Raw genomic sequence first — 19145 nt, forward strand, 5'->3', positions numbered from 1 at the left:
CCTGGAGCGGCGCCCCCGCGCCGCGATCCGCCCTCTACTCCGCCGCCTTCCGGAACTCGATCACCTGCCCGCCGTCGTCGTTCGTGCTGTCCGCGAGCGCCGGCCGGTTCACCCGCGACACCTTCTCCGGCGCCACCCCCGCCGCCGCGATGAACTGGCGCGCCTGCTCGTTGTCGCCCGACGCCAGCTCGTCCGGCGTCCCCGACGCGACCACCCGCCCCTGGATCACGAGGAACGCCTGGTGCGCGATGCGGAACGTGCTCGCCATGTCGTGCGAGATCACCACGCTCGTCACCTTGAAGCGCGCCCGCGTCTCCTCGATCAGATCGTCGACCATCCGGCTCGTCAGCGGATCGAGCCCGCTCGTCGGCTCGTCGTAGATGAGGATCTCGGGCTCGAGCATCAGCGCGCGCGCCAGGCCCACGCGCTTGCGCTGCCCGCCGGACAGCTCCGACGGCATCCGGTCCTCCTTGTTCTCCAGGCCGAGCGAGTTCAGCATCCCCACGACCTTGTCGCGGATGTCCCGCTTCGACATGTGCTTCCGGTGCTCGCGCAGCGGGAACGCCACGTTGTCGAAGATCGTGAGCGAGTCGAGCAGCGCCGCGTACTGGAACACCATCCCGAACCGCTGGCGCATCCGGTTCATCTCGTAGTCGCCGAGCGCGCCCATATCGACGCCGTCGACCCAGATGTGCCCGGTGGTCGGCCGCTCCAGGCCGATGAGCAGCCGGAGCAGCGTGGTCTTGCCCGCGCCGGACCCGCCGATGATCACCGCGGTCTCGGTCCGCCTGAGGTGCATGGTGATGCCGTGCAGCACCTTCGTCGGCCCGAACGACTTCTTGATGTCGTCGACGAAGAGGTGGTCCCCAGGCTCCCACCCCGGCGGCATCGCGCCCCCCGGCTGCGCCCCGGAGGCGGCCCCGTCCTGAGGGGGCTGGCTGGGAGGCCTTCTCCACATCGGCGCACTACGGTACCACGGACGAGGTCCCGTACGACCCCGATCGCCGTTCAATCCAGTAAGGGACAGCACGCGCTTGACGCGGCCGGGCGCGGGGCGGAAACGTTGCTCATGACCGACGACATCCTCAAAGCAGCCCTCGACACGGCCGAGGCCAAGACGGACAAGGACGGCTGGGCCGAGCTCCCGGAAGGGCGCGTGCTCACGCTCTACGCCGCCCACGAGGGCGTGTCGCTCCCGGTGACCAAGATCGACGCGGTCCTCAGCGTGGGCGGGCTCCTCAAGGCGCGCAGCACCAAGGGCGAGACCTTCGTGCTCGCGCTGAAGGACGTGTTCGCCATCGCCCTCGACGGCGGCGGCAAGGGAGCCCAGGCCAGGAAGGCCGGCTTCCTCGGCTGACCGCGGCGCCCCCGATGGCCAGATCGCCGAGAGCGGGAGGAGGTCCTGCGGCGCGCTCCGCCGAGCGGGCCGTCGACCTCGCGCTCGCCGAGCTCGAGCGCAGGTTCGGCCTGGGCCGCAGCCTCGCCGCCCCGGGGTGGGTCCGCGAGCGGGTCCTCGCCGTGCTGAGCGGCGTGGCCGCGCGGCACGGCGTGTCCCCGTTCGCGGCCGCCGAGCGCCTGCACGAGGACAGGAAGGCGGTCGAGGACATCGTCAGCGCGCTCCGCGTCGGCGAGACGCGGTTCTACCGCGATCCGATCATCTGGGAGGCCATCGCCACCGCGGTGCTGCCGAAGATCCCGCCCGACGTCCCGATCGCCGGCCTCTCGGCCGGCTGCAGCACCGGCGAGGAGGCCTATACCCTCGGGATGGTCCTCGCCAGCGCCGGCCGCCGCTTCAGCGTGCTCGGGGTCGACCGCGCCGCCCCGGCCATCGACGCGGCGCGCGAGGCCGTCTACTCGGCCGAGGCCGCCGACCAGCTCCCGCCGGCCCTGCTTCAGCGCTATTGTGAGCAGAAGGGCGGCGCGCTCCACGTCTCCCAGAAGCTCCGTGAGGTCGTCTCCTTCGAGGTCTGCGATCTGGTCCACGCCGTGCCGAGCGGCGGCTTCCAGATCATCTTCTTCAAGAACGTCCTCCTGTACCTCGCAGAGCCCGCGGGCGACGCGGTGGCCCGCCGCCTCGCCGCCGAGCTCGGCCCCGGCGGGCTCCTCTTCTCCGCCGCGAGCGAGGCGCCGCGCCTCTGCGGCGCCGGCCTCACCCCCGTCCGGGTGAACGCCCACGTCACCGCCTTCCGCGCCCCGGGCGCCTGAGAAAGCGAAAGCCCTCCGCATGAGCGTCGATCTCTCCCCCACGTCCAGGCCCAGCGGGCTCGCCGAGCTCCGCGCCGCCTACGCGCGCGAGCGCGCCGGGCTCGACCGCGCCGTGCCGAGCGGCTCCACGCCGGCCGCGGATCCCTCCGCGCTCGGGGTCGCCCTCGGCCGGCGCCACGCGCGCCTGCTCGACGATCTCCTGACGCGCCTCTTCCACCTCTTGCGCGAGTCCGGCGCCCCGAGCCGCGCCGCGTGGGACGCGGTCGCGATCGCCGGGGTCGGCGGCTACGGCCGCGGCGCCGTCGCGCTGCGGAGCGACCTCGACGTGCGCATCCTCGCCCGCGACGCCCAGCGCGCCAGCGCCATCGCGGACGCGCTGCTCTACCCGCTCTGGGACATGGGGGTCACCGTGGGGCACCAGGTCGTCACCATCGACGACCTCGTCGAGGGCGCGCGCGAGGACCTGCCCACCGCGACGAGCCTGCTCGACTGGCGGCACGTCGTCGGCGACGCGTCGCTCTCCGAGTCGCTGTGGCAGCGCGCCGCCGCGGGCCTCTTCGCGCACTCGGAGCTGCCCCGCTTCATCGAGCGGCTCGGCAAGGAGATCGCGCAGCGCCACGAGCGCTTCGGCGGCTCGGTCTACCTCCTGGAGCCGGACGTGAAGAACGGCGCCGGCGGGCTGCGCGACCTCGACGTCGCCCGCTGGGCGGCGAAGGCGCGCTACGGCGTCGGCGAGTTCGCCGCGCTGGTCCGCTTCGGCGCGCTCGTCGCCCGCGAGGCGGAGGAGATCCAGGGCGCCGCCGAGATGCTCTGGCGCATCCGCAACCTCCTCCACGCCCACTCCGGCCGGCGGACCGACCGGCTGACGTTCGACGAGCAGGAGCTCGTCGCCGGCGTGCTCGGCTACAACGAGGCGGCCGAGGCCGCCCGGAAGGCCGCGCCGCCGCCCGACGAGCCCTCGGTGTCGCCCGAGGCGATCGAGCGGATGATGAGCGATTACTACCGGAGCGCCCGGACCATCTCGCGCGCCCTCGACATGATCGTCTCGCGCGCCACGCCGACGCTCACGCGGCGCCGCCGCCGCGACGAGGACCTCGGCGGCGGCATCCGCCTGTTCGACGGCTGCATCACGATGAGCGATCCGGATCTGCTCCGGACCGACCCGCCGATCGCGCTGCGGCTGGTCGCCGCGGCCGTCGAGCGCGGCGTCCCGCTCTTGCCCTACGCGCGCGGGGCGATCGTCCGCGCCGCCGGCGACGCGGCGTTCTGCGCGGCGCTCCGCGAGAGCCCCGAGGCCGCCGCGTTGTTCCGGACCCTCGTGGCCACGTGCAAGGAGACGGCGCTCCAGAGCGGCTCGGTCGTCCGCGAGCTGCACGACCTCGGCCTCCTGCTCGCGATGATCCCCGAGTTCTCGCCGGTCGTCGGGCGCGTCCACCACGACGTCTACCACGTGTACACGGTCGACGTGCACTCGGTCGCCGCGGTCGATCGGCTGGCGGCGCTCGTGCGCGGCGAGCTCGCGGGCGAGTTCGGGCTCGCGTGCCGGCTCGCCGCCGAGGCGACGCGGCCGACGATGCTGTTCTTCGCCACGCTCCTGCACGACGTGGGCAAGGCGATCGGGGGCAAGGACCACAGCCGGCGCGGCGCCGAGATGGCGCGCGAGATCCTGGAGCGGCTCGGCTTCCCGCCGGAGGACATCGACGAGGCGTGCCACCTCGTGCTGAAGCACCTCGTGATGTACCTCATCGCGACCCGGCGCGACCTCGACGACCCGGCGACCATCTCGGAGTTCTGCCAGGAGGTGCACGGCCGCGAGGGGCTGCGCGATCTCTACCTGCTCACGGTCGCCGACATCTCGACCACGAGCCCCACGTCGATGACGTCGTGGAAGGCGCGGATGCTCGACGAGCTCTACCTCTCGGCGGACGCGGCCCTGCGCGGCGCGCGCGGGGAGAGCGGGCCGCTCGGGATCGACGATCAGCGCATGGCGCGCGCGATCAGCGGCACGGTGGGCGCCCTCGAGGACCTCCCGGCCGCGGACGAGGCGGAGCGGCGCGCGCAGCGCGATTTCCTGGCGCGCTACCTCGCGTCGATGCCCGAGCGCTACCTCCTCGCGAACAGCCCCGCCGCCATCGCGGCGCACGCCGAGCTCGCCCGGCAGCAGGAGTCGAGCGGCAACAGCGTCTCGGTCGCGCTGGTGCCGTCGCGCCACCCGGAGGCCGCGGAGGTGTGCGTGGTCGCGCCCGATCGCCCCGGCCTGCTGGCGGCGATCACGGCGGCGCTCGCGTCCTCGCGCCTCGAGGTGCACGCCGCGCAGATCCACTCGCGCGCGTGCGACGACGACGGCGTCGCGCTCCGCGCGAGGACCGGGTCGTCGCCGCCCGCGGGCGTGCGCCTGCAGGCGGTCGACCTGTTCTGGGTGCGCGACCGCGGCGAGGGGGTAGGGGGGGTGGCCCGCGCCATCCCGAAGCTCGTGGCCGACATCCAGGCGGTGCTCTCGGGCCAGATCTCCGGCGCGGACGTCGCCAAGAAGCGCCGCGGCGGCGGCCTGCGCGAGCGCCCGACGCCGAAGGTCAAGACGCAGATCTCCATCGACGATCGCGCGTCGCACCACACGGTGATCGAGGTCCTCGCGCGCGATCGCCCGGGCCTCTTGTTCGCGATCTCGGACGCGCTCTACCAGCTCGGCCTGTCGATCTCGGTCGCCAAGATCAACACGGAGGGGACGCGCGTGGCCGACGTGTTCTATGTGAGCGAGGCGGACGGGACGAAGATCGCGAACGGCAAGCGGATGCAAGAGGTCGAGGAGCGGCTGCACGCGGTGCTCCAGGGCCTGGACGGCGAAGGGAGTGTCGGATGAACAAGGGGTGGTTTTCACGCGCGGCGCGGGCGGCGGCCGCCGCGCGCCGGGGCGTGGCGGTGGTGGCGGTCGCGGCGTGCGCCGTCTCGTGTGGTGGAGCGCAGGAGGCCCCGCGCGAGCAGCTCGGGGATCCGCTGCTCGCCGATCCGCCGGACGGCAGCGACGCGGCGACCTCGAAGGGGACGTCGACGAGCGCGCTCGATCGGGGCGTGGCCTACATCAAGAACGAGCGGTACGAGGAGGCGAAGCCGCACCTCCTCCGGGCGATCGAGCACGAGCCGGGCAACGCCGAGGCGCACTACTACCTCGGGCTCGCGCACGAGAAGACGAACGACCGCGCCGGCGCCGAGGCGTCGTACAAGAAGGCGCTCGAGCGCGATCCCAAGCTGGAGGCCGCGGCGCTGAACCTGGCGGCGCTCTACCTGGACGAGCCCGCGCGGCCGGACGAGGCGATCGCGGTGCTCACGAAGGCGATCGAGCAGGCGCCGGGCCGCGCCGCGCTCCACCAGAACCTGGGCTACGCGTACGGCCTGAAGCGCGACGTCGCGAACGCCAGCAAGCACTACGAGGCGGCGCTCAAGGCCGAGGACTCGGCCGCGACGCGCTTCGCCTACGGCGCGATGCTGTTCGAGGCCAAGGAGCTCGACCGGGCCGCGGCGGAGCTGAAGAAGGCGCTCGCCGCCACCGGCGACGACGTGGCGACGATCGCGACCATCGGGCGGATGCTCGGGCCGGCGAAGGCGTACGCCGACTGCGTGGCGGCCTTCGACCGCGCCATCAAGCTGAAGCCGGAGGCGGAGTTCCACGTGCGCCGCGGGACGTGCCGCCACGAGCTCGGCGACGAGCCGGGGGCGCGCGCGGACTACCAGGCCGCGATCAAGGTGGACCCGAAGTTCGCGGCCGCGCACTACTACCTCGGCCTGTCGTTCCTGGCCGAGCGCAGGCCGCAGAGCGCGCTCGCGGCGCTCACCGAGGCAGGCAAGCACGGCGGCGACACCGAGATCGGCAAGCGCGCCCGCGCCAAGGTGAAGGAGCTCAGCGCCCGGATCAAGTAGCGCGGTCGCGGCGCGAGCCCGCCCGCCGGGGGCGATCCCGCTCGCCGGCCGGGGGCGAGCGCGCGCCCGCCCGCGGCGGCTCACGCGCCGAGCAGCGCGATGATCCTGTCGAGCTCGTCGAGCGAGCCGTACGTGATGCCGAGCTCGCCGCGGCCGCCCTCGTCGCGCACCTCGACGCGGGTCCCGAGCCGCCGCATGAGGCGCGCCTCCAGGTCCTTGATCGCGGGCGACTTCCCCGAGCGCTTCTTCTCGCCGGGATCCTCGCCGTCCCCGGCGGCGCGGCTCTCCTTCTCCTTCGCCGCCTTGATCAGCGCCTCGACCTTGCGGACGGGGAGCTTGCCGTGGACGGTCCGCTCGGCGACGTCGGCCATCACCTTGTCGCTCGGCGCCCCGAGCAGCGCGCGCGCGTGGCCCTCGCTGAGCTCGCGCGAGATCACCATGGTGCGGATGCGCGGCGGCAGCCGGAGGAGCCGGAGCGAGTTGACGATCGTCGTGCGGTCCTTGCCGACGCGCTCCGCGAGCGTCTGGTGCGTGTAGCTGTGCTCGCGCAGGAGCCGGTCGAACGCCTCGGCGATCTCGATCGGGTTGAGGTCGGCCCGCTGCACGTTCTCGACGAGGGCCAGCTCGAACGCCTCCTTGGGGGAGACGTCCTTGACGACGACGAGCACCTCCCGGAGCCCCGCGCGCTGCGCCGCGCGCCACCGCCGCTCGCCGGCGATGAGCTCGAAGCTGTCGTTCCCGGCCTGCGTCCTGCGGACGATGAGCGGCTCGATGAGCCCGTGCTCGCGGATGCTCCCGGTGAGCTCCTCCAGCTCGGCCTCGTCGAAGTGCTGCCGCGGCTGCCCCTTCTGCGGCACGATCTTCTCGATCGCGCACACGAACACGCTGCGCCCTTCGGCCGCCGTCGCTGTCGCCGGCGGCGCCGCCGGGAGCAGGGCGTCGAGCCCCCGTCCGAGCGCGCGCCGCGCCCCTTTCTGATCGGCATTCATGATCTCGGTCGTGCGTCCCTCGCGCGCGCTCCGGTGGTGGTCGTGGCCTCGGCCTGCGGCTCCCCCTCCGCGTCCCCGCGCTGCCGCTTCTTCGGATCGGCCGCGGCGGCGGGCGGGCCGTCCAGGATCTCGCGCGCGAGGCTCAGGTAGCCCTGCGCCCCCTTCGACTGCGCGTCGTAGAGCAGCGCCGGCTTGCCGTGCGACGGCGCCTCGCTGAGCTTCACGTTGCGCGGGATGATCGCGTCGAACACGCGGAAGTGCGCCTTCACCTCGTCGGCCACCTGGTGGGTGAGCGAGTTGCGCCCGTCGAACATCGTGAGGACGACGCCCTCGACCGTGAGCTCCGGGTTGAAGGCGTTGCGCACCCGGTCGATCGTCGCCATGAGGTGCGTCAGCCCCTCGAGCGCGTAGTACTCGCACTGGAGCGGCACGAGCACCCGGTGCGCCGCCGTGAGCGCGTTCAGCGTGAGCAGCCCGAGCGACGGCGGGCAGTCGAGGACGACGAACGCGTACCCGTCGAGGTGCGGGCGCAGCGCCTGGCGCAGCCGCGTCGCGCGGTCGTCCGCGTCGACCAGCTCGAGCTCTGCCGCCACGAGATCCTGCGTCGCGGGCACCACGTCGAGGAGCGGCACCTCGGTCGCGACGGTCGCCTCCTTCAGCGCCGCCCGCCCGATCAGCACGTCGTAGAGCGACAGCTCGAAGCTCCCCCGCCGCACGCCGACGCCGCTCGACGCGTTCCCCTGCGGATCGCAGTCGACGAGCAGGGTCCGGCACTCCGCCGCGGCGAAGCTCGCGGCCAGGTTGACCGAGGTCGTGGTCTTGCCGACGCCCCCCTTCTGGTTGGCGACGGCGAGGACGACAGGCGAAGGCTTGGAGGCGGAGCCGGTCTTGCCGGGCGCGCCCCCCTGGTTGGGCGGTGGCATCGTGCTGTGTCGCGTCCGACCCGGCTGCTTACACGACCCCCATCGGCACGTCGAGAGATGCACGCGTCCCCGCCGCTCATCCGCGCGCGATTCACGACCGATTGACGACCGATTGACGACCGGCTCACGCGCGGTTCACGCGCGGATCACGCCCGTTTACGCCCGGTTCACCGTTCGCTCGCCGGATTGTTGGCCTGAACGGCGGGGGCGTCTACAGTGACCCACATGTCGCTTGATGTGGGTGTAGGTAAACGAACGACGGGGCCGCTGGCCCGCGGGCGAGCCTCGAGGCGGAGCCGCTGCTTCGGCCTCAACGGGGCGCTGTTGCCCTGCGGCGACGCCGGCCCGGTCGATCGGGTCCTCGCCCGCGCGTTCTGGTGCGACGGGCGCGAGCCTGCATTGCTCGCGCCTGCGCAGGTCCTCGTGCTTTCGCCTTCGCTTCAACGCAGGTCGACGCTCGGTTCGCGCCGCCGTCCGCCCTCGACGCGCGTCGAGGGCCGGCGCTGACCGCCCAGGATCTCACGGACGTGGTGCCCAGCTTCGCCGAGCAGACCGACGCCCCGACGTCGCCTCGGCACATGTGAGGAGGACAGATGCCGCTTCCCAGGTCGTATCAGAACTTTGCAGAGTTCGAGCGGGAGATTCTCCGCCCGAACCGCGTGGGCTTCTCGCTCGAGGACATCGTCGAGGAGGAGTCGTCGTTCGACGCCGAGCTCGACTTCGAGAAGGACCCCTTCGACGTCTCGGACGACGACTGAGCGCGGCCGCGCGGCGCGGGCCAGCCTCGCAGGCCCCGCGCTCGCGCCGGTGCGGACGCCGCTGCGCACGAGCGCCGCAGCGGCGTCCGCACCGGCGCGAGCCTCTCGCTCCGCATCAGCTTGCACGATCCCTCCCGGGATCCCCGAGCCCCGGCGGCCGCCTCTCCGCCGGGGCTCCTTTTTTTTAAAGCAGCGTCCTTTCGGCCGTCTTGACCCCCCCGGCGGCGCGTGGCACGAGTGCCGCCCTTCGAAAAAAACGCCATGCAAGTCAACGTCGAAAAGCTTTCTCCCGTGCTGATGGAGTTTCAGGTGGAGGTCCCCGCGGACCGCGTCCGGAGCGAGGTCGACAAGGCCTATACGGCGCTCCAGCGGACGGCCCGGGTCCGGGGCTACCGGCCTGGCAAGGCGCCGCGCCAGGTGCTCGCGCACCTCTACGGCGGCCGCATCCACGCCGATGTCGCCCAGCGGCTCGTCGACGCCACGCTGAACCAGGCGCTCGCCGACAAGCAGGTGCAGCCCCTGTCCCAGCCGGCGATCGCGCCCGCCGAGCTCCGCCCGGACGACGCGTTCTCCTACAAGGCCCGCTTCGAGGTCCGGCCCGACATCGCCGAGGTGAAGTGGGAGGGCTTCGAGGTGAAGCGCCCCTCGACGACGCCGTCGGAGGAGATGATCGACGCCGAGATCACCGCCCTCCGGCGCGAGCACTCGACGCTGCAGGCGCCGGAGCCGGAGCGCCCCGCCGCCAAGGGGGACATGGCGACGATCTCCTTCACCCTGGAGGTCGCCGGCGCCCTGCGCGACACGAAGGAGCAGGAGATCGAGACCGAGCTCGGCAGCGGCCAGGTCTTCAAGGAGATCGAGGACGCGCTCCTCGGCATGACGCCCGGCCAGGCGAAGGACGTCCCGGTCACGTTCTCCGAGCAGCACTCGAACGCGGATCTGCGGGGCAAGCAGGCGGTCTTCCACATCACGCTGAAGGACCTGCGGGAGCGCATCTTCCCGGAGGTCGACGACGAGTTCGCGAAGGACTGCGGCGAGGAGAGCCTCCCCGCGCTCCGCGAGTCGCTCCGCAAGAAGCTCGAGAAGGAGCTGACGCAGCGGGCGAGCGACGCGGTCGCCGAGCAGCTCGTCGTCGAGCTCTGCAAGGCGAACCCGATCCCGGTCCCGCCGTCGCTCGTCGACCAGCAGGCGCAGCTCGCCGAGCGCGAGCTGCTCGCGACGGCGCGCCGGCAGGGTCAGCGCGTCGATCCGACGCCGGAGTTCCGCGCCCGCGTCCGGCTCGACGCCGAGATGAAGGTGCGCGCGGGGCTGGTCATGGCCGAGATCGCGAAGGCGAAGGAGGTCAAGATCACCGAGGCCGACCTCGAGAAGGGCTACCAGGAGCTGGCCGAGCAGACCGGCAAGAACGTGGCGAAGATCAAGGCGGAGTACCGCGAGCCGCAGAAGCGCGAGCTCTTCGCCGGGATGATCCTCGAGGACAAGATCCTCGACATCATCGAGGCCGCCGCGAAGGTCACCGACGCGGGCTAGCCGCGGCGCCGCGCCGCCGGCTCGGCGCCGGCGGCGCGGTTCGTCCGGGTCGCGCCGCGCCCGCGCACAGGGCGCGCGCGGCGCCCTCATCGCGCCGCACCCCGTAGGTCGAGCGCGCGCTGAGCGAAATGCTGAGCGAAAATCGAGCGCACGTCGAGCGAACGGCGCGCCAGCGCCGGGCGCGGGCGGCGCGAGTTCCGTGCGTGACCGCAGCGGGCGGCCGCCATTTTCCGGTAACCTCGGGCGCGTTCGGTCTTGCGATCGGACGCAGTCTGGCCCAGGAGTAGAACCCCTGCCGCGCGGCAGGAAACCCCCCGGAGCACCGGATGACCCGACGAGTCGAAACCCGCACCCAAGCCATCGAGTTTCTCGAACGCGAGAAGGCCTACATCCTCCCGACGGTCACGGAGGTGACCCACCGCGGCGAGCGGGAGTGGAACATCTTCAGCCGCCTCCTCAAGGACCGCATCGTCTTCATCGGCACGGAGATCGACGACTTCGTCGCGAACGCCGTGATCGCGCAGTTCCTCTTCCTTGAGAGCGAGGATCCCGAGAAGGAGATCCAGGTCTACATCAACAGCCCGGGCGGCGTGGTGACGTCGGGCCTCGCGATGTACGACACGATGCAGTACGTGCGTTGCCCGGTGTCGACGATGTGCATCGGCCAGGCCGCGTCGATGGGCGCCGTGCTGCTCAGCGCGGGCCGCAAGGGCCGGCGCTTCGCGCTGCCGCACGCGAGGATGATGATCCACCAGCCGCTCGGCGGCGCGCGCGGCCAGGCGACGGACATCGAGATCCAGGCGCGCGAGATCAAGAAGATCAAGGAGACGCTGATCGACATCCTCGTCGACGCCACCGGCAAGAACCGGGACGAGCTCGCGAAGGACATCGAGCGCGACTTCTACCTGAGCGCGACGCAGGCCAAGGAGTACGGCCTGATCGACGAGGTCTTCCCGAAGCGGAACAAGTAGGTGCCCGCGCCCCCTCGTCCGGCGGGCGTGCTCTGGCGGAGGGCCGGCGCGGAGCCGCGTCGGGCCGCGGCGTCGCGCCGCGCGCGGCGGTGTCGCGCGTCGCCGCCACGTCGCGCCGGGCGCGGCGCGCGTGCGCGCGGCGGGGCGAGCGGCGGCGAGCGCGCCGCGCTGGTCGAGCGCGACGTGCTGGTCGAGCGCGCCGCGCTGCGCTCGCTCGAGCCGCTGCTTTTCCCGAGGCGCGCAGCCTCATCGGCGGCGCGCGTCGCGGCGCCATCGGGCGATTCCCTGACTTCGGCCACAGGCTGGAGACCACCCCCGTTAGCTTGCGACGGTACGGGCACCGGACTAGAATCCGAGCGCGGCGTTTGGCTGCGCATCGCTGAAAATCCAGGGGACGGTGGAAGCCGTCCCCATCCCGAGCGGAAGGGGCCGCCGCGGCGTGACCCCACCGCTCATCGAAGCGGAAGCGTTGGCAGACCGCACTGAGGGTCGAAGTGGAGCGAAGGCGGGACGATCACTCGAATGGCAATTTAAGCTGCTCTTTCTGCGGCAAGTCGCAGAAAGAGGTGAAGAAGCTCATCGCGGGCCCCACGGTGTACATCTGTGATGAGTGCATCGGGCTCTGCAATGACATCATCGCGGAGGAGGTCGAGAAGGACGAGCCGTACGCCGGGTCGACCCCGGTCCCCAAGCCCGCCGACATCAAGGCGACGTTGGATGAGTACGTCGTCGGCCAGAACCGCGCCAAGAAGATCCTCGCCGTAGCGGTGCACAACCACTACAAGCGCATCGACAGCCGGGTCTCCTCGGACGACGTGGAGCTGTCCAAGTCGAACATCCTCCTGCTCGGCCCGACGGGCTCCGGCAAGACGCTCCTCGCGCAGACGCTCGCCAAGATCATCAACGTCCCCTTCGCGATCGCGGACGCGACGACGCTGACCGAGGCCGGCTACGTCGGCGAGGACGTCGAGAACATCATCGTCCAGCTCCTCCAGAACGCGGATCACGACGTCGAGCGCGCGCAGCGCGGCATCGTCTACATCGACGAGATCGACAAGATCAGCCGGAAGAGCGACAACCCGAGCATCACGCGCGACGTCTCCGGCGAGGGCGTGCAGCAGGCGCTGCTCAAGATCATCGAGGGGACGATCGCCAACGTCCCCCCGAAGGGCGGCCGCAAGCACCCGCAGCAGGATTTCCTGCAGGTCGACACGACCAACATCCTGTTCATCTGCGGCGGCGCGTTCGTCGGCCTGGATCAGATCATCCAGCGGCGCATCGGCCAGAACACGCTCGGCTTCGGCGCCGACATCAAGGCGAAGAAGGACTTCAAGCTGGGCGATCTGCTCAGCGTCGTCCAGCCGGAGGACCTCCTCAAGTTCGGGCTCATCCCCGAGTTCATCGGCCGCCTGCCGATCCTCGCGACCCTGCACGAACTCAACGAGGAGGCGCTCATCGACATCCTCACGAAGCCGAAGAACAGCCTGGTCAAGCAGTACCAGAAGCTCTTCGAGATGGACGGGGTGAAGCTCAAGTTCACCCGGGGCGCGCTCGTGGCGGTGGCCCGTCAGGCCCTGGAGAGGAACAGCGGCGCCCGCGGCCTGCGCGCGATCCTCGAGTCGGCGATGCTCGACATCATGTACGACGTCCCGTCCCGAACGGGGATCAAGGAGGTCGTCGTCAGCGAGGACGTGATCGTCAAGCACGAGCCGCCGCTCATCGTGTACACGAAGGAGGCGGAGCTCGCGTAGCGCTCGCCCCAGGGGGGCCGCCGTCCAGGGCGCGCGGCGCAGGCCCGCGCGGCGCTGGACGGCGCGCGTCCGGCGCGCCCTTGTCGGGCGCGCCTCCTCCGAGGATGCCGGCGCCGCGCGCGTCCCCCGTGGGGCGCGCGCCGCTCCGGCGCAAGTACAGCAGTCAAGCAAGCCACGTGTGACAACCGAGGCGGGGCTGCCCCGGCCTCCCGATACTCCCGGAAAGACGGCGGATGTTCTTCAAGAACGACAGTGATCGCGGCAAGAACGCACCCGAGCGGGGCATCGTCCCGTTGCTCCCTCTGCGCGACATCATCGTCTTTCCACACATGGTCTCGCAGCTGTTCGTCGGGCGCGAGCGCAGCATCGCCGCCCTCGACGAGGCGATGAACCGCGGTAAGGAGATCTTCCTCGCCGCGCAGCGGAACGCGAAGACGAACGACCCGACGCCGGACGACATCTTCGGCGTCGGCTCGGTCGGCGCCATCATGCAGCTGCTCCGGCTGCCCGACGGGACGGTCAAGGTCCTCATCGAGGGCAAGCGCCGAGCGCGCATCCGCCGTTACGTCCAGAGCGATGCGTACTTCCTGATCGAGTACGACGAGATCGTCGAGAGCTCCGTCGCGAGCGTCGAGGTCGAGGCGCTGATGCGCTCGGTCCAGTCGACGTTCGAGATGTACGTCAAGCTCAACAAGAAGATCCAGCCCGAGGTCCTGATGGCGGTGCAGGCCATCGACGAGGCCTCGCGGCTCGCCGACACCATCATCGCCAACCTGCCGACCATCAAGCTGACGGACCGTCAGGCGCTGCTCGAGATGGAGGAGCCGCAGAAGCGGCTCGAGCGTCTCATCGAGCTGATGCAGGCCGAGATCGAGATTCTCCAGGTGGAGAAGAAGATCCGGAGTCGCGTCAAGAAGCAGATGGAGAAGACGCAGAAGGAGTACTACCTCAACGAGCAGATGCAGGCCATCCAGAAGGAGCTGGGCGGCGGCGAGCGCGACGAGTTCAAGAACGAGATCCAGGAGATCGAGGAGGCCCTCAAGACCAAGCGGATGAGCAAGGAGGCCGCCGCCAAGGTCAAGAAGGAGCTCAAGAAGCTGAAGATGATGCACCCCACGAGCGCCGAGGCGACCGTGGTGCGCAACTACATCGATTGGATCCTGGAGCTCCCCTGGTACGACAAGAGCGAGGAGCGGTATGACCTCGTCGAGGCCGAGAAGATCCTCGACGAGGATCATTACGGCCTGAAGAAGATCAAGGAGCGGATCCTCGAGTACCTCGCGGTCCAGGCGCTGACGAAGAAGCTGAAGGGCCCGGTGCTCTGCTTCGTCGGTCCGCCCGGCGTCGGCAAGACGAGCCTGGCGAAGTCGATCGCGCGCGCGACCGGGCGCAAGTTCGTGCGGCTGTCGCTCGGCGGCGTCCGCGACGAGGCGGAGATCCGCGGCCACCGGCGGACGTACATCGGCGCGCTGCCCGGCAAGCTGATCCAGTCGCTCAAGAAGGTCGGGACGAACAACCCCGTGTTCCTGCTCGACGAGGTCGACAAGATGTCGACCGACTTCCGCGGGGATCCGGCGGCGGCGCTGCTCGAGGTGCTCGATCCGGAGCAGAACCACACCTTCAACGACCATTACCTGGATCTCGATTACGACCTCTCCGACGTGATGTTCATCACGACGGCGAACACGCTGTCGGGCATCCCGGTGCCGCTCCAGGACCGCATGGAGGTCATCCAGCTCTCGGGCTACACGGAGTTCGAGAAGCTGAACATCGCGGTGAAGTACCTCGTGCCCCGGCAGCGGAAGGAGTGCGGCCTCGAGGACGTGTCGCTCGACTTCACGGAGGGGGCGCTCCGGACGATCATCCACCACTACACGAAGGAGAGCGGCGTGCGCTCGCTGGAGCGCGAGATCGCGAGCGTGTGCCGCAAGGTGGCCCGGAAGGTCGTGTCCGACGGCAAGGACAAGCCGATCGAGGTCGTCGCGAAGAGCATCCCGAAGTACCTCGGCGTCCCCAAGTACCGGCTCGGCCGGCGCGAGGAGCGGGACGAGGTCGGCCTCGTGAACGGCCTGGCGGTGACCAACGTCGGCGGCGACCTGCTCCCGGCCGAGGCGACCGTGGTGCCGGGCAAGGGCAAGCTCGTCATCACCGGGCTGCTCGAGAAGGGGATGGAGGAGAGCGGGCACGCGGCGATGAGCTACGTGCGCTCGCGCCTCGACCGCCTCGGGCTCGAGGCGGACGTCTATCAGAAGGTCGACGTTCACATTCACTTCCCCGATTTCGTCCGGAAGGACGGGCCCAGCGCGGGCGTGACCATGGTGACCGCGCTCGTGAGCGCGCTGATGAAGGTGCCGGTCCGGCGGGATCTCGCGATGACGGGCGAGATCACCCTGCGCGGCCGGGTGATGCCGATCGGCGGGCTCAAGGAGAAGCTGCTCGCGGCCCACCGCGGCGGCATCTCGACCGTGATTCTGCCGAAGGAGAACCGGAAGGATCTCCGGGACGTGCCCCGGCGCGTGCTGAAGGCGCTGCGGCTCGTGCTCGTGGAGCACGTGGACGACGTGCTCCGCGAGGCGCTGATCCTGCCCGACGCCTACGCGGTCTTCGGGCCGCCCAAGGGCGTCCTGGAGTACCGGGACGGCGAGCTCGTGACCGAGGAGGCGCCGGTCAAGGCGCCGCCGGCCGCGGCCGGCGAGCCGACGCCGGCCGCCCCGCCGGGCGCCTGAGCGGGACCGCGCGAGCGCGACGCGTGAGCGCGGCGCGCCGCGCACAGCGGTGACGGATCGGCTGGCGGCGGGGGCCGAGACGCACTAGCTGGCGTCGCGATGATTCGACGCGCATTGATCTCGGTTTCGGACAAGACGGGGCTGCTCCCGCTGGCCCGGCGGCTCGCGGAAAAGGGCGTGGAGATCCTCTCGACCGGGGGGACGCAGCGGGCGCTCCAGGACGCCAACGTGCCGGTCGTCGGCGTGGAGGCCTATACCGGCTCGCCCGAGGTGATGGATGGCCGGGTGAAGACGCTGCATCCCCGGGTGCACGGCGGCATCCTGATGCGCGGCGCGATCGACGAGGACGACCTCGCGCGGCTCGGGGGCCAGCCGATCGATCTCGTGGTGTGCAACCTCTACCCGTTCGAGGCGACGGTCCGGCGGCCGGGGGTCACGCACCCCGAGATCATCGAGAACATCGACATCGGCGGGCCGTCGATGGTGCGCAGCGCGGCCAAGAACCACGCGCGCGTGGCGGTGGTGGTCGATCCGGCCGACTACGACGCCGTGCTCGCCGAGATCGACGGCGCGGGTGAGGTGTCGAGCGCGACGCGCCGCCGGCTGGCCACGAAGGCGTTCGCCCACACGGCGGCCTACGACGGGATGGTGGCCGGCTACCTCTCGTCGCTGCCGGAGGAGGGCGAGCCGAACGCCGCCGAGCGCGAGCCGTACCCGCGCTTCCTGACGCTCGCCCTCGAGCGGGCCTATCCGCTCCGGTACGGCGAGAACCCGCACCAGTCGGGCGCCTTCTACCGCGAGCGCGGGGCGGCCGCGGGGTCGCTCGCCCTCGCGGAGTCGCTGGGCGCGGGCGGCAAGGAGCTCTCGTTCAACAACCTCGTCGACGTGGACGCGGCATTCGAGGCGGTGCGCGAGTTCACCCAGCCCGCGGCGGTCGTCGTGAAGCACACGAACCCGTGCGGCGTCGCCGTCGCGGGCGACCTCGCGACCGCCTACCGGACGGCGCGCGAGGCCGACTCGGTGAGCGCCTTCGGCGGGATCGTCGCGCTGAACCGCGAGGTCGACCGCGCGGCCGCGGAGGTGCTCGTCGAGACGTTCCTGGAGTGCGTGATCGCGCCCGCCTACGCCCCCGAGGCGCTGGAGGTGCTCCGGACCAAGAAGAACCTCCGGGTGCTCGCGACCGGCGCGCTCCTGCCCGCGGATCACCGGGAGCTCACGTTCAAGCGCGTCGGCGGGGGCCTCGTGGTCCAGGAGCGGGACGCGACCGCGGGCGGCGAGGTGCGCGGCGGCAAGGTCGTGACGAAGCGGGCGCCCACGGCGCAGGAGATCGAGGCGCTCGACCTCGGCTGGCGCGTCTGCAAGCACGTGAAATCGAACGCGATTGTGCTCACGGTGCCCGGCAGCACGGTCGGGGTCGGGGCCGGGCAGATGTCGCGGGTCGAGAGCGTGCGCATCGCCTGCAGCAAGGCGGGAGAGCGGGCCCGCGGGAGCGTCCTCGCGTCCGACGCCTACTTCCCGTTCCCGGACGGCCTGGCGCTCGCCGCCGAGCACGGGATCACGGCGGTCGCGCAGCCTGGAGGCAGCGTGAGGGACCCGGAGGTCATCGCCGCGGCGGACGCGGCGGGGGTCGCGATGGTGTTCACCGGGGTCCGGCACTTCCGTCACTGAGCCTGCCGCCCCGGTCCCGCCCCGACTGGCCCTCGTCCCGGGCCCCTCCCGGGATGCGCTCCCACCCTTGTGCTGGAAGGGGGAGCCGTGCTCGCAGAAAAGTTGACCTTTGTGCCTTGACTGTGATGATGGTCAAGGCTGCGCCTGGGCAAAGCGCTGTGCGCGGCGCGAAGGAGCGAGCTGTGGGCGGAATCAGCGAGACGTGCAGCGTGTGCGGGACCGGATTCGAGGTCCAGTTCCGGTACCAGATGGAGGAGAAGGACGGCGGCTTCTCCTTCTTCTGCTCGCAAAAGTGCCTGGAGAAGAGCCAGCTCGGCGGGGACGGCGGCGCCTCGCTCGCCACGTGCGACGCGTGCGCCAAGCGCTTTTCCCCGCAGCTCGTGTCTCAGGTGCTCTATGTCGCCGGGCGCCGGAACTACGCGTGCTCGCTGGAGTGCCGGGCGCAGCTGGTCCGCGAGGCCAAGGGGGTGCGGCTCGGCGACATCGCGGCGGCGGCCTCGGCGGCCGCCGCGCCGCCGGCCGAGGGGCTGCCGGCGACCGGTCGCGATGCGCCGCTCGCCGGGGGCGCGGCCGGCGCTGCCGGGGAGACGGGCGAGCCGGCGTTGCCTGAGCCGGCGTTGCCCGAGCCGGCGTTGCCCGAGCCGGCGCCGCGCGCGCTGGGCGGGGCGGTGGTGCCGGCCGCGCCGCCGGCCGTGTCGGCCGCTCCGCCGACGGCGTCGGTCGGGGAGCCCAGGGGGCAAGGGGCCGTCGCGGTCTCGCTGTCGCCCGCGATGGGCGCGAAGCGGCCGCCGCAGCGGCCGGCCGGGGTGCCGCGGTATCTGGCCGTGTTCAACCACAAGGGCGGCACGGGCAAGACGACGACGGCCGTGAGCGTCGCGGCCGGGCTCGCGGCGCGCGACAAGCGGGTGCTCCTCGTCGACACCGACGCGCAGGGGAACGTCTCGGTCTCGCTCGGCGCGAGCGCCGAGCGCTCGCTCTATCACGTGCTCGTGATGGGGCTCCGGATCGCGGACGCGACGAGGACGGTGCGGCCGAACCTGGATCTCTTGCCCTCCAACGAGACGCTGGCCGCGGCGGAGCTCTACCTGGCGGGCCGCCAGAACCGGGATCGCGTGCTCTCGGATCGCCTGTCCGCAGCGGCGGCCGAGTACGACTACGTGGTGCTCGACTGCTCGCCGAGCCTGTCGCTGATGAACCAGAACGCGCTGGTGTTCGCCGACAGCGTGCTCGTCCCGGTCGCGTGCGATTACCTGTCGCTCGTCGGCGTCCGGCAGGTGATCAAGACGGTGAAGAACGTGAACGCCCTGCTGCACCACCCGGTGCAGATCTGGGGCGTTCTGCCGACCTTCTTCGATGGCCGCGCGAAGATCGCGCGCGAGGCGGTCGGCACGATGAAGCAGCACTTCGGGGAGCGCTGCCTCGCGCCGATCCGGCAGGCGATCAAGGTCAAGGAGGCGCCCGCGCAGGGGCAGACGATCTTCGAGTACGCGCCGGGGACCCCGGCGGCCGACGATTACCTGGCGGTGGTCGATCGCATCATCGAGAGCCGCGAGCGCGGCGTGACGGGCTCGGAGGCAGGGGCGGCGCGCGACGCGGGGTCGTGGAGCATCGATCGGGCGGACGCGGCAGCAGAGCGGCCGGGCGCTGCGGCGGCCGGCGCATGAAGGGATCCGGGGCCGCACGGTCCCGATGAGGGGAGGGACCCGCGA

Annotated in this window: 14 protein-coding genes; 11 read left to right on the forward strand and 3 right to left on the reverse strand. The window is 71.4% G+C overall.

Features of this window, described 5'->3' with window-relative positions; all coding sequences use genetic code 11:
- Positions 1-34 precede the first annotated feature (34 nt).
- Complete coding sequence (locus WME98_RS43390) at positions 35-958, reverse strand: ABC transporter ATP-binding protein (protein WP_437947505.1); 924 nt, start codon at positions 956-958, stop codon at positions 35-37.
- Between the two features lie 111 nt (positions 959-1069).
- Between WME98_RS43390 and WME98_RS43395 the strand changes: the two genes are divergently transcribed.
- From WME98_RS43395 to WME98_RS43410, 4 genes are read left to right on the forward strand one after another with little or no spacing between them, the layout of a single operon-like run.
- Positions 1070-1357 carry a hypothetical protein gene (locus WME98_RS43395; protein ID WP_020735730.1) on the forward strand — a complete coding sequence of 96 codons (288 nt, stop codon included), beginning with the start codon at positions 1070-1072 and terminating at the stop codon, positions 1355-1357.
- A 14-nt stretch (positions 1358-1371) separates the two neighbouring features.
- Positions 1372-2205, forward strand: a complete 834-nt coding sequence (locus WME98_RS43400; protein ID WP_437947506.1) for a CheR family methyltransferase — start codon at positions 1372-1374, stop codon at positions 2203-2205.
- A 19-nt stretch (positions 2206-2224) separates the two neighbouring features.
- Positions 2225-5065: a [protein-PII] uridylyltransferase gene (gene glnD / locus WME98_RS43405; protein ID WP_437947507.1), complete on the forward strand. Its 2841-nt coding sequence runs from the start codon at positions 2225-2227 to the stop codon at positions 5063-5065.
- Positions 5062-6120 carry a tetratricopeptide repeat protein gene (locus WME98_RS43410; protein WP_437947508.1) on the forward strand — a complete coding sequence of 353 codons (1059 nt, stop codon included), beginning with the start codon at positions 5062-5064 and terminating at the stop codon, positions 6118-6120. The genes glnD and WME98_RS43410 overlap by 4 nt, the downstream gene beginning before the upstream one ends.
- 80 nt (positions 6121-6200) lie before the next feature.
- Here the strand turns inward: WME98_RS43410 and WME98_RS43415 are convergent, their stop codons facing one another.
- Positions 6201-7109, reverse strand: a complete 909-nt coding sequence (locus WME98_RS43415) for a ParB/RepB/Spo0J family partition protein (RefSeq protein ID WP_437947509.1) — start codon at positions 7107-7109, stop codon at positions 6201-6203.
- A complete protein-coding gene (locus WME98_RS43420) occupies positions 7106-8032 on the reverse strand; it encodes a ParA family protein (RefSeq protein ID WP_061626657.1) in 927 nt (308 codons plus the stop codon). The genes WME98_RS43415 and WME98_RS43420 overlap by 4 nt, the downstream gene beginning before the upstream one ends.
- Before the next feature lie 593 nt (positions 8033-8625).
- On the opposite strand from WME98_RS43420, the gene WME98_RS43425 reads away from it, so the two are divergent.
- From WME98_RS43425 to WME98_RS43455, 7 genes are all read left to right on the forward strand, one after another.
- Positions 8626-8790 (forward strand): hypothetical protein, encoded by a 165-nt coding sequence (locus tag WME98_RS43425; protein WP_020735736.1) that lies wholly within the window; start codon positions 8626-8628, stop codon positions 8788-8790.
- A gap of 261 nt (positions 8791-9051) precedes the next feature.
- Entirely contained in the window at positions 9052-10320 is a 1269-nt protein-coding gene (tig, locus tag WME98_RS43430; protein WP_437338380.1) for a trigger factor, read from the forward strand.
- Positions 10321-10646: 326 nt separating this feature from the next.
- On the forward strand, positions 10647-11291 hold the full coding sequence (locus WME98_RS43435) for an ATP-dependent Clp protease proteolytic subunit (RefSeq protein WP_061626654.1): 645 nt from the start codon (positions 10647-10649) through the stop codon (positions 11289-11291).
- 494 nt (positions 11292-11785) lie between these two features.
- Positions 11786-13042 carry an ATP-dependent Clp protease ATP-binding subunit ClpX gene (clpX, locus tag WME98_RS43440; protein WP_020735740.1) on the forward strand — a complete coding sequence of 419 codons (1257 nt, stop codon included), beginning with the start codon at positions 11786-11788 and terminating at the stop codon, positions 13040-13042.
- Positions 13043-13275: 233 nt separating this feature from the next.
- Positions 13276-15768: an endopeptidase La gene (gene lon / locus WME98_RS43445; protein WP_437338381.1), complete on the forward strand. Its 2493-nt coding sequence runs from the start codon at positions 13276-13278 to the stop codon at positions 15766-15768.
- A 99-nt stretch (positions 15769-15867) separates the two neighbouring features.
- Entirely contained in the window at positions 15868-17436 is a 1569-nt protein-coding gene (gene purH, locus WME98_RS43450) for a bifunctional phosphoribosylaminoimidazolecarboxamide formyltransferase/IMP cyclohydrolase (protein ID WP_437947510.1), read from the forward strand.
- A 182-nt stretch (positions 17437-17618) separates the two neighbouring features.
- Complete coding sequence (locus tag WME98_RS43455) at positions 17619-19100, forward strand: ParA family protein (RefSeq protein ID WP_437947511.1); 1482 nt, start codon at positions 17619-17621, stop codon at positions 19098-19100.
- Positions 19101-19145: the final 45 nt, after the last annotated feature.

The organism is Sorangium sp. So ce296, from assembly GCF_051529605.1.
Classification (GTDB): Bacteria; Myxococcota_A; Polyangia; order Polyangiales; family Polyangiaceae; genus Sorangium; species Sorangium cellulosum_D.